This window comes from Spirosoma harenae (genome assembly GCF_054776975.1).
This window is the reverse complement of sequence record NZ_BAAHBD010000008.1, coordinates 191,532-203,571: the sequence shown is the minus strand read 5'-3', so window position 1 is coordinate 203,571 and position 12,040 is coordinate 191,532. Positions and strand designations below refer to the sequence as shown.

General features: G+C 49.5%; 9 protein-coding genes. 1 reads left to right on the top strand and 8 read right to left on the bottom strand.

The features are described from left to right. Positions 1-70: 70 nt before the first annotated feature. Both ACYVE4_RS09165 and ACYVE4_RS09160 read right to left on the bottom strand, forming a co-directional pair. The gene (locus ACYVE4_RS09165) at positions 71-1,594 is read right to left on the bottom strand and encodes a RagB/SusD family nutrient uptake outer membrane protein (RefSeq protein WP_461039256.1); all 1,524 of its coding nucleotides are present in this window, start codon (positions 1,592-1,594) and stop codon (positions 71-73) included. Between the two features lie 19 nt (positions 1,595-1,613). Then, positions 1,614-4,826: a SusC/RagA family TonB-linked outer membrane protein gene (locus ACYVE4_RS09160; protein WP_461039254.1), complete on the bottom strand. Its 3,213-nt coding sequence runs from the start codon at positions 4,824-4,826 to the stop codon at positions 1,614-1,616. A 575-nt stretch (positions 4,827-5,401) separates the two neighbouring features. Between ACYVE4_RS09160 and ACYVE4_RS09155 the strand changes: the two genes are divergently transcribed. Beyond that, a complete protein-coding gene (locus ACYVE4_RS09155) occupies positions 5,402-5,824 on the top strand; it encodes a DUF1810 domain-containing protein (RefSeq protein ID WP_461039252.1) in 423 nt (140 codons plus the stop codon). 145 nt (positions 5,825-5,969) lie between these two features. Here ACYVE4_RS09155 and ACYVE4_RS09150 read toward each other — a convergent pair whose 3' ends face one another. From ACYVE4_RS09150 to ACYVE4_RS09125, 6 genes are all read right to left on the bottom strand, one after another. After that, positions 5,970-6,164: an SDR family NAD(P)-dependent oxidoreductase gene (locus tag ACYVE4_RS09150; protein ID WP_461039250.1), complete on the bottom strand. Its 195-nt coding sequence runs from the start codon at positions 6,162-6,164 to the stop codon at positions 5,970-5,972. Between the two features lie 465 nt (positions 6,165-6,629). Beyond that, on the bottom strand, positions 6,630-8,060 hold the full coding sequence (locus ACYVE4_RS09145) for a family 43 glycosylhydrolase (protein ID WP_461039248.1): 1,431 nt from the start codon (positions 8,058-8,060) through the stop codon (positions 6,630-6,632). Positions 8,061-8,178: 118 nt separating this feature from the next. Further along, a complete protein-coding gene (locus tag ACYVE4_RS09140) occupies positions 8,179-8,937 on the bottom strand; it encodes an acetylxylan esterase (RefSeq protein WP_461039247.1) in 759 nt (252 codons plus the stop codon). Between the two features lie 148 nt (positions 8,938-9,085). Then, positions 9,086-9,403 (bottom strand): AtuA-related protein, encoded by a 318-nt coding sequence (locus ACYVE4_RS09135; RefSeq protein ID WP_461039245.1) that lies wholly within the window; start codon positions 9,401-9,403, stop codon positions 9,086-9,088. Next, complete coding sequence (locus ACYVE4_RS09130; protein WP_461039243.1) at positions 9,400-10,722, bottom strand: acyclic terpene utilization AtuA family protein; 1,323 nt, start codon at positions 10,720-10,722, stop codon at positions 9,400-9,402. Before ACYVE4_RS09130 ends, ACYVE4_RS09135 begins: the two co-directional genes overlap by 4 nt. A gap of 13 nt (positions 10,723-10,735) precedes the next feature. Then, on the bottom strand, positions 10,736-12,031 hold the full coding sequence (locus ACYVE4_RS09125) for a CitMHS family transporter (protein WP_461039241.1): 1,296 nt from the start codon (positions 12,029-12,031) through the stop codon (positions 10,736-10,738). Positions 12,032-12,040: the final 9 nt, after the last annotated feature.

The following is a 12,040-nucleotide window of genomic DNA, read 5'->3' as shown; positions in this document are numbered from 1 at the left end:
CGTATCCTCGGTCTGTGTCCTCACAGACCGAGGATACGGGATACGGTAACGTCAATAATTCACCGCCTAATCAATAATTCGGATTTTGCGTCAGGTTTGGGTTCAGGTCGCGGTCGAGTTGGGGGATGGGCAGCAATTCACTTTTCCCCTTTACGAACGTTGAGAAAGCCGGATCACGACTGGCTAATTGCGGCCCCAGATCACCCCAACGCGCCAGGTCGTTCCAGCGGTGGCCTTCTCCCGATAATTCCGTTACCCGTTCGTGTTTGAGTTGGGCTAAGAATTGTGCTTGCGTTAAGCCAGGCATGACCGTGGTGAGCCTGGGCAAGCCAGCCCGTTGCCGTACCTGGTCAACGTAGGTGTACGCCTGCGTTGTTTTGCCGGTGGCGTTCAAAGCTTCAGCGTACATCAGTAACACATCGGCATAACGAATATACCGCCAGTTGTTGGGCGAACGGTAGCCTTCTTCATTTTTCCAGTGGTCATTCTGAAACTTGCGGAACCATACACGTTTGTTATCACGTCCGTACCGCTGGGTGAATGTTTGTCCATAAATCAGCGTCGAATCCGGGCCTTTTACGTTGGTCGAGTCGAAGAGAAACGACACTTCCAGACGAGGGTCGCGGGCGCCGTTCGTTGTTTTCTCGTAGAATTCACGGGTAGGCCATCGCTGCGCTTCTCCATCCGACCAGCCAATCCCGCTTGGTCCGAAAAACTGCGCTATCGATGTTCCGTAATTTTGATTCGGCGTCTGGCTATCATCGTCGGTATTCTCCGCGGTGTTGATTTGAAACTGCCATTCGAAGACTGACTCTTTGTTGTTTTCGCTGGTAATCAAAAAGTTGTCGCGGTAGCTGGGCGTCAGCGAATAAATGGCTTTGCCGTCACCCTCCACCAGCCATTGCAAAGGCGTTAGTGATTCGGTGTATTTCTGTTGCTGCATCTGGGCTTTGGCCAGCAGGGCATAAGCCGCACCTTTGGTAGCTCGACCAATATCACCACCGTTGTAAGTCGTTGGTAGCACGGCAGCAGCATCGGTCAGGTCTTTCTCGATCTGTGCCCATACCTGAGCCGTCGTTGCTGAAGCTGGTTTATCGCCTACTACCGACGTTTGTAGGATCAACGGTACATTCCCCCACAGCGTAACTAAGTGGTAATAATACATCGCTCGTAGAAACTTAGCCTCACCTATATAGCGGTTGCGCAACGTAGCGTCCATCGGTATATTCGGTACGTTGTCAATCACCTGGTTAGCCCTATTCACACCGATGTAATTGTCATTCCATACGGCCACGGCATTACCATAATTATAGTCTGTGATCAGAAACTGATCCATGTTGTTCACAATGTCGGTGGCCGGGCTCTGGCTACGTCCTTCATCGGATCGGATGATGTAATAAAACAGCATCCAGCGGGAAATACCGCCCCGGTGCGTAGTACTGTATACCGCATTGACACCCGCCAGCGCATCGGCATCGGTTTTCCAGAACGACTGAGCCGTCAACTGGTTAGGATTCACAATATTCAGATTTCGGTCGCAGGCTGTCAGTAGCGAAATTGCTGCCAGTCCCAGACAGATACATATATTTTTCATGATAGAGATGCGTTATGGATTAAAAATCACCGGTTATACCTACAGAAATCACACGGGGCGAAGGCCAGTGCCCGTTATCGACTCCGCGCTCCTGAATATTGGCTCCTGTTACGTCCGGATCAAGCCCCGAATAACTGGTGACCGTAAATAGATTCTGACCACTCACATACAGCCGCACATTGCGAACACTTAGTTTGGTGAGCAGCGTTTTCTGGAAAGTATAGCCTACTTCCACATTGCGGAGACGGACGTACGACGCATTTTCGAGCCAGCGATCGGTGTAGGAAAAATTGTTGGAAATAATTCCCTGATCGCCCGCTTCGAGGCCGATACGTGGATCGCTGGTGTTGGTATTCGTCGATGACCACGGACTAACATCTGCCCGGAAGTTCGTATTCTGGTAGGTATCCAGACTCCGCCGGACGTCGTTGTACACCGTGTAGCCAAACACGCCGATCAACTGCACGTTCAGGCTAAACGGGCCGTAGCTGCCATTAAACTGGGCACCCGCCTGAAGTTTTGGCCAGGGAGAGCCCACAAATTGCCGGTCGTCGTTCTGGGTGATCTGTCCATCGCCGTTGGTGTCCACGTAACGAATGTCGCCGGGTTTGGCGTTAGGCTGAATCAGCGACCCATTCGGACCTTTGTAGTTATTGACCTCTTCCTGCGTCTGAAAAATACCCGCTGTTTTCAGTACGTACCACTGCCCAACGGGCAGGCCGACCTGCGAGCGGGTGTTGCCACTCTGGATATAATTGATGTTCTGCCCCTGATTACCGACGTTCTCAATCCGGTTGTTGATGGTCGTGAAATTGCCTGATACATCCCATTTGAACGGGTGCTCGTTGTTGCGATACGTTAGCGAAAATTCAATGCCCTGATTACGAATCGAGGCCGTATTTACATAGGGATTTCCCTGAAGATTACCCAAATAGCCCGGTACGGCCAGATTCAGAATGGCATCCGACGATAGCGAATTGTAGTAATTAATCTCAGTTGAAATACGGTTGTTGAGGAAGCTGGCCGTTACGCCGTAATTCTGCGACAACCGTTGCTCCCAACGCAGATCGGGATTAGCTAATTGGGCCTGATAAGCCCCCACGTTAGACGTTTGATCGACACCGAAAATGGCGCGGGGATTATTGTTGATAAAGGCTGTGTACGGAAACGAGCCCAGTGTTGGCACCACAATCCCGAGTTTTCCATAGGAGGCACTGATTTTCAGGTCCGAAATCCAGGGAGCCTGGAAAAACTTCTCCTCACTAATACGCCAGGCTCCGGCAATAGATGGAAAAAATCCCGTGCGGTAGTTGGCCCCAAATCGAGAATCCTGATCGACCCGGCCCGTCAGCGTTAGCAGATACCTGTCATTGTAGGCGTAATTAATCCGGCCCAAGTAGCCCAGAATCCGGTAATCGGTTCCGGTGCCGCCAGCGGAGTTTGAGATACCCGTTGCGGCATCGATCGTATTGAAATATTGCCCGCCGGATGTCGCCAGGTTCGTTCGGGAGCCAGCTGTGTTATCCCGCCGGGCGGTTTGTTGGCTAAGCCCGACAACGCCGTTGATGCTGTGCAGGCCAAATGCTTTGTTGAAATTCAGCGTGTGCTCGAACAACAGACTGTAATAGCGGGATCGGTCTTCGCCAACCGAGCTAGGTACCGGCGATGCACTGTATTGATAGACACCGAGTTGACGCAGGTTTTGCGTATAATCGAAACTCACTTCCAGACCCGCATTGGCGCGGTAGGTCAGCCAGTCGGTTAGCTTAACGTCCAGGTAAGCATTGCCGACCGCCTTGGCAAAATTGCTTTTGGCCGTCGACAGATTACGCGCGGCTACGGGGTTAAACGCGTAGGTAATCGCATCGGGGTTTGTACCGATACCGTAGCCGCTCGGGTTACTGGCGTTGACGTAGCGTGGGTCCTGCACCGGAATCACGGGCAGCATTCCGGCCATGTCATAAATTGGGTTGATACCGCCGGGTGGATTCTGAATGTTCGAATTGGTCAGTACGACGTTCTCGCCGACCGTAAAGCGGCCTAACTGGCTTTTCGTGTTGATACGCAGACTCGCCCGGTCAAAATTGCTAACGATCACGTAGCCATCGTTTTTAAAGTAACTGGCTGAAATCAAATAGGAGCCGGTTTTGGTGCCACCCGACAAGGTCAGGTTGTAATCCTGCAAACTGCCCGTGTGTAAGACCTGATCCTGCCAATCGGTGTTGATGTTGGGGTTAAACGTACCCGTTGCTACGCTGGCGGGGGGTGTTTGGCCGGAGTTCTGATACTGCTGGCGTTGCAGAGCGGCAAAGGCAGAAGCATCGGTCACATTCCAGCGTTTGTAGATGTTCTGTGTTCCATATTTGGCCGAAAACGACACGCGAATGGGGCCTTCCTTTCCCTGCTTGGTGGTAATGATAACAACGCCATTGGCCGCTCTGGACCCATAAATAGCTGCTGCCGACGCATCTTTCAAGACCTGAATCGACTCAATATCATCATTGTTGATCGTCGGGTTCGCATCGGCAATCATCCCATCAATAACGTAAAGCGGATCCGTATTCAGGAAACTGGCAACCCCCCGAATCTGAATCGACGCTTGCTGACCGGGTACACCCGTATTCCGTACCGTTACTCCCGGCGATAACCCCTGAATGGATTCGGCGAGGGAGTTGGCCGTTACTTTGTTAGATTGAGCCGGATTGATTACGTCGTTGGCACCCGTTACGTCCCGCTTGCGAACCGTTTGGTAGCCAATGACAACCACTTCATTGAGCGACCTGGCATCTGGAACCAGTTTAATACTGACGGTTGTGGTGTTGGCTATGGATACGTCCTGCGATGTGTAGCCCACACTTGATACCGTAAGCGTAGTAGCATTATCGGCAACGTTTAGCGAGAAATTGCCGCTCGCATCAGTCGTAGTACCGTTTTGTCGGTCCAGCGTTCCGGTACCTTTTTCAAGGATCGATGCCCCCGGCAATCCAGTGTTGTTTTCGTCAAGAACCTGACCCGTAATTCGTTTCACTACCGTCTGTGAGCGTAGGGTAGAATAGGATACAGGAGCCATCAGAGCATGGTTCTGTCGCAATGCTTTTGTGGCCTGTGCCATCTGTAGGCCGTCGAATCTGGAGTTGTCCTGCGTCAGTTGTTGAGCCGTTGATGGCTGGACAACGCAGTTCAGGCCGAATCCCAGTAAGAAGGCGGATAAGGGTACGTACCGATTTTTCATAAAAGTTGAGCAATTTGTTGATAGGGTAATTTGTTAATTGGACTGGGGCGCTGATGGTCTGGCTGTTTGCAAGTAGTACAAGACAGATGGTTAGGTACGCCCGAATATCTCAGACGGAGTACTGATGAAAAAGATACTATTGCAATTGAATTAAACGATTTTTTTTGCTGCATACAGTTGAGATACTCTTGCCTGAGCGTAAAAAATCAAGCTTGCATCAATCCTGCTGTGGACAGATCGCCAAAAAGCTAATCTTTACCGAATCGCAGCCGCTCTATAATGCACTCACTGAGTAACTGTTTGCTCCAGAAGGTCGTTGATAAGGTTAATGAGAAGTGAGGGAAAGGCCAATCTTAAGCTGATTTGGATGAGCTTGAATAGGTGTCTAGCGTAAGGATTAGCTAGATTAGGGGCATCATTGAAGAAATTAGGGGCTTTTTCGATGGTACTACTTAAGTTCGGAAGCCTTAATGGGAATACACCATTCCCGTATTTAACTTAGCGACAATCCTTCACAAAGCCTAATTGACTAACCAAATAGGGCATCGGCCTTTGTTCACTTTGCCAGGAAAACTATGAATGACTTAAATCGATTTGTAGACGCTCAAGCTTCATCCTATGGGCAAGCCTTAGCCGAAATTCGCAACGGCCAAAAGCAAACGCATTGGATGTGGTATATCTTCCCTCAGCTAGCCGGATTAGGCTTCAGTCAAATGGCCCAATATTATGCTATTGCCGATGTAGCGGAAGCCAAGGAGTACTTAGCCCACCCCGTATTGGGTAGCCGACTCATTGAAATCTCCCAGGCGCTGCTAGGAGTTGAGGGGAAAACAGCTCATCAAATTATGGGTAGCCCGGACGATCTAAAACTGAAATCGAGTATGACTCTGTTTAACTTTGTCAAACCCACGGAGCCTGTCTTTCAGCAGATCTTAACGAAATATTATCAGGGAGAGACGGATAGTAAAACACTGACTTTGTTAGGTGAAAACTTATAGATAGCTATCCCTTTATTATTTGTTAAAGAATTACCTCTGATTCCTGGCTTGCCATTCATAGTCAAAAACTTTTGACTTCTCAACCAAGTCTACTAGGGAAGTGGCTTACCATCACGAAAGAAACCTCCGGTAGGCCCATTATCCGCTAACAAGGCAGCCCATACGATGCTGGTAGTACCCTCCGATACAGGTCGAGCCCCAGCGCTTCGCCACCCTCAAACGTGGCCGTAAAACCGGGGCATACTGCATTAATCAGAACACCTGTATCCGATTCTTCGTGGGCTAATTTCGCTGTCAAGCCGTTTACCGCCGTTTTGGCGATAGTGTAACTAGTACCCATTTGATTTTTCGAGAGCTAATAAATGAGTTCATGACCGCTGTTTAATCTGGGTTTGGCAGTGAAGCTGTCATAGTAAATCTACTAAAATTCCAGGTAGGCTAACTTCCTCGATAGTAATTCTACGAAAATAGGCCCGAAAGCGAGGAATCATTGGATCCGCAAGTGTTTATCCGATAAAACATGCTCCGCCGTTGAATCTGACTCAACACTTGACTACCGGCCAACATACGCAGCTGTTTTTTTTGGGTAATGAGATAGTAATTTATGCTACATTGTTATGCTGGTTTGTCTTTTTAGGTGGTGGTTCATTGAGTACTCCTTTCAGTTGTTGCTTGAATGAGGGTTTCTAACCTAAGGTGCGCTTTTCGCTGAATTAACGGCACTAAATCCTCATCGATGAACAGAACATTGAATTGAGAACCAATAGACGACGATCCTCACAGCTTCAACGTGTAAAGGATAGCCTTAGGGAGTCCTAAAATTCCATTTCGAATTATCGCTGGTAAAATCAAATTCGGCCAGGGTCGGTGTGCTGTCCCCAGAAGATACCAGCGCTACTTTCTTTCCTGAATTTGGTACGACCTTTGGCATGATTCGGTAGGTGCCATCCGTCAATTGATCAATGCGCCATAACTGTTCGGGCGAGCCGGTAAAGGCCGGTACAGTGATGACTTCGGAATCGGCCGTGGCCGCTAAAGCCCGATTGCTTCCGGCCAGTACAATTTTATAATAGGGACCACCTAAATACCCGGTACTATCAGGTGCGTCGGTAATCGTCCATTGTTGATGGGGGCGGGACATGTAGTCACCTATTCGCAAACTGATGTTTCCTGTCGGCCAGTTTTTCATCACATCAGCTAATTGCTGAGCCGAAACAGGCTTGATAGGATCATTGTTGGGCTGGCCAAATCCCCGTGGTCCAACGGCCATTCGTGTAAAATCAACGGCCAGTTCTAAGCCATAGCCTCTTCGTACCGATTCAATTTCATACGTGCCTTCTTTAAACTTTTCGCCGGCAACCGGCCAGCCATCTTTCCAAACCACAGGAAGTATACCCAATACGCTACGGCCACCCTGCTCTAAATCAGCTTCATAATGGATAGACATTTTTTCAACGCCTTTCTCCAGAATGATATGGCCAAAATGTCCCGGTCCTATTAATCCGCCACGGGTGGCCACCACCATCTTTCCACCTCCCTGCAACATGCTTCTGCCGACATTATCGAGGTAAGGGCCGGTTATTTTTTTTGATCGACCTACTACCACATTATAGGTCGAGTTGGCTCCATCGCAGCAACTGCCATGCGTAGCCAGCAGGTAGTACCAACCGTCGCGGTAAACCAATGTACTGGCTTCGCAGACGATGGCGACATCCACGGGTTTATTACCTGCTTTGAGGCCGCCGGTTTTAGGGTCTAATTCGATTAGGCGGGTGAAGCCAAAATAGGTACCGTAGGTAAGCCAAAGGCGTCCGGTAGTTGGATCCAGCATCACACCGGGGTCAATGGCATCGTTCTCTTCATAGCCATCTGACGTAGCTACGACAACAGGTTCAGAATATTTAAAATCGGACGATTTGGGGTCCAGTGTCTTGTTCCACATGGTCAGAATAGCGCCTTTGTGGTTGGGCGAACCCCCGGTTGCGCCATAGATGACCAGATACCGATCCCCAAGTTTGATGACATCTGGAGCCGCTCCACCGCCCGGTCGCACCCCGCCACCATACCATGTCCAGCCATCGTTGGAAATTAATCCGCCACCGCCCGTGCCGAATGTATAATACTTACCGTCGCATTCGGTAACGGTTGAGGGATCATGAATAAAGGGCCTTCCGACCTGGGCTAGTAGGGTCTGTGTTATTACTAAGGCAAATAAGGCTGTCAGGTAGGATTTCATGAAATAGGTTTTTTGAATTGAGCCATTTTTGTCTTTCCGAGGAAGGACAAAAACGATCGTTTGAAGCTTATTTTAAACAATTAAGCTAACGCTCATTCTAAACAGGTTCTACAACCTGCTATTCGTAACGGATACTGAGATTTGTTACGGGCGATCCGTTTTCATCTAAAAAACGCATACAGAAATTAGCCATGCCCGGTCCGTTGATGACGGCTCCCCGGATGATATTCTTTCCCTTTTTCAGCGTCAAACGGGCCGAGGTACCATTATCAGCAATCATATCCCGGTCACCGGAAAGCAACAAGGCTTCCTGACCATTCAACCACCACATGCTGCCCGAATTACATCCAGCCGCCAGCCTGACGTTTTGGATTTCTTCAGGACAATCGACGACCGTAACCAGCCAGACAAGGATTCCGAATTTTGGCTGGTTAAGAGCATAGGTAAAATGGTATAAATTAACATTGAATGCCTTGCTGTCCAGTGCATACCATTTTAGTGTCTGGTTTCCAATGGTTACCGTTTCGCCATTTTTGGGAATTCGGGTATAATCACTGGAAAAATTATCGGTTGAAAAGGTTGTTCGGAGGTAATTGTCAGTGAAAATGTTATTCCGGACAATATCTTTCTTTACCGGTTCCAGCACCAGCCATCGTTGAATAAACCCCTGTGCATCCGGTGCTTTTTTGGCGGCAGAAGCCAGCGTAAAATGTTTGGAAAGGGTATGGGTCGTATCGCCTTTTATAGGGATGGGAGGGAGGGGTATTCGTTGCCCTGGACCTGGGCCCTGAGCAAAAGCAGTAAGGCAGCTTAGTTGTAACCCGGATAAAACGATAAACGATATAAACGGCAATACGTAATTGTATTTTCTGTTCATAGCCTATTCCATTCGTAAGAAGTAGAGTTTCTACTTAAAGCATAACTTGGCCCCTTCTACTGGACAATTCATGCTTTCAAAAACGGGTTTATAGTCGAAGGTATCTTTATTTCTTGCTCCCTAAATAAGAGTCAACGTGCTTATTTAGCTATAGCTCGTTGTCGATAAGCATCTCCAGCAGTGCGTAACTCAAGCTTTTACCGTGCGTGTCGATTGTCAGTGACGTGGTCACGCCACCGCTCAACGCCTGCTGGCAGACAAATTGGAGAGCGGGCAAGTTTGGTAATTCATAACGAGTGATTTCTCCTAAAACAATATCCCGAAGGTGATGACTAACAGCGGCAGCAGTTACCTTTTCGCATACTAACGGGTAATCCTCCGGTTTATAAGGAATCAGCGAGAGTATCAGCGTGTTACCTTTATCCCCCGCCCGACTATGGGCGATGTCATAAAGTTTGATGGTCATGATTGAAAGAGCGTAACTTGTGGATTGATTTGATCGCGGTCCAGGAGTGTCGATACAATACCGACCACTTCATGGACATATTTTCGGGCGCCACCACCACCCGCTGGGCCATTGGTGTAAAGCGCTTCGACTTCTTCGCCCACTAAAGCAGCCTGCCCACTAGTTGCCGCTTTACCAGCTACTCGAAGTCGAATTTCATACGGGTCTGGATGGTCTCCGAAGCTCGTTCGGTGAACGGATGTACTGCCCATGTAATCAATGCGAAGGTCCGTAAAGTGATCCTGCAATCGTTCCTGAATAATCGCTCCGGCCAGCTTCGCCCGGCCCAGCGCATTCGATCCCGCGTAGGAGATTTCCCCTTCGCCAACAAACCCAGCATCGTACCCTACACTCACCTTTAACGTATTTGGACGGGCTTTTCCTTGTCCGCCTGTCGCTTTCACTTGGTCAGGCCCAATTTCCTCCAGACGTACGTTTGTAAAATCGGCTACAACGTCGGGAGTCAGGTAGCGGCTTGGGTCCATGACTTCGTACAACAACTGCTCTTTGGCTGTCGCTATGCTTAACAATCCGCCTGTCCCAGCCACTTTACCAAATACGGCTGTGCCATCTGTCGATACATCAGCAAAAGGATGCCCCAGATGGGCCATGTCTGGAATGTCTTTCTTGCCCGGATCGGCAAAATAACCACCCGTCAACTGGCCCGCACATTCCAGCAAATGCCCAATGACCGTAGCCTGTCCAATCCGATCTGCAGCGTCCAGCGACCAGCCAAACTCGTGAACTATCGGCGCAACAAATAGCGATGGATCGGCCACGCGACCGGTGATGATAATGTTGGCGCCAGTTGCCAAAGCAGGTAAAATGGCGTCGGCACCTAGGTAAGCGTTTGCCGAAATTAATGGCCCGGTTTCCCGTAAAGGTTTGCCTGTTTCCAGCGAAAGTTCATCGCCCGTAAGCTGGCTAAACACATCGTCACCCGTTACGACAGCCACCGTTATGGATAAGCCAAGACGCTTCGCGATGCCGACGATTACCTGAGCAGCCGCCAGCGGGTTCGCTGCCCCCATGTTGGTAATCAGACGAACGTTGTTGGCAAGTAAATGGGGTAATAAACGTTCGATACGACGTTCCAATAGCGGATCGTATCCCAATGCTGGATTTTGCCGTTTCCGTTTTTGCGCCAGTGCAATCGTTCGTTCAGCCAGACATTCCAATACCAGATAGTCTAATCGTCCCTGCTGCGCCAGGATACCTGCCGGTTCCAGTCGGTCGCCGGAAAAACCGGCTCCGCAGCCAATGCGAATGGGCCCTTTCATAGTATCTCGCTGTTCATACGTGAATTGATCCGGTAAGTAGCGCGGCCAGTGTCATCACGAGTGTCGTTCCGAAAGCCCATTTCAAAATGAATTTCTGATGATCGCCCAGATCGACTTCGGCTAAACCAACTAACAGGAACGTCGAAGCGGTAAGCGGACTTACTGGAAAACCGACCGTCATTTGGCCCAGCAACGCAGCCCGACCAATTTCAAGTGGATCGATACCAAACTGCGTAGCGGTCTGACTCAAAATCGGTACAACCCCAAAGTAATACGCATCCGGCGTAAACAGTAAACTGGCTGGCATACTGGTAATGGCTGTTAGCGTCGGCAACCAGGCTGCGTGTTGCTGGGGAATGAGCGAAACCAGGGAGGTTGCCATCGCGTCGATCATTTTCGACCCAGTCAGAATACCCGAAAATACTCCTGCCGCGAAGATCATACTCGACACCATAAAAATATTGTTCCCGTGACTCTTGAGTACGTTTTGCTGATCGGACAGTCTGGGGTAATTAATGAGCAGTGCGATAACGGCTGCTACGATAAATAAAGCGGGCGTAGGCACCCAGCCTTTCATTAACGTAACAATGAGGCCAATCGTTAGTAGTGCGTTGATCCAGAATAGCTTAGGGCGTCGTAACTGTTGCTGTTGTTCGGTTAAATTTTCGTGATGCGCATAGACCAGATCGGTAATACCTAATCGCTTACGCTCTTTCTGACCAAACCAGTAAGCCACAAAAAGCACCCAGCCAATTCCGGCGATGATGGCTGGAATGTTCGGATTGAATAACTGCGTAGCATCGGTCTTCAGGGTTGAAATCGCCCGCGCCGATGTGCCCGACCAGGGAACCAAGTGCAAGGGACCAACGCTTAACGCGACAATGCCAGACAAAATCAGTCGATTGATTTTCAGTTGTTTGTAAATAGGTAAGAAGGCCGACATCACAATCATAAACGTAGCCGTACCGTCGCCATCCAGATGGACAATCATAGTCAGAATAGCGGTTCCGACAATCACCTTGAGCGGATCGCCTTTGACGTACCGTATGATTCCGGCAATGATCGGGTCGAACAGGCCCGCATCGAGCATGGTCGCAAAATAGAGGACCGCGAACATGAGTAAAATACCCGTTGGCGCGACCTGTTTAATGCCCGCCAGAACCATTTCGCCCAGTTCTTTCGGGCTAAATCCGGCCAGTAACCCCATGACCAATGGCACCAAAACCAGCGCTGTAACAACCGACAATCGCTTGCTGATAATTAGCAACAGAAAAAGCCCAATCGTGGCAAATCCAAGGAGAGAAAGCATAGTGTAGGT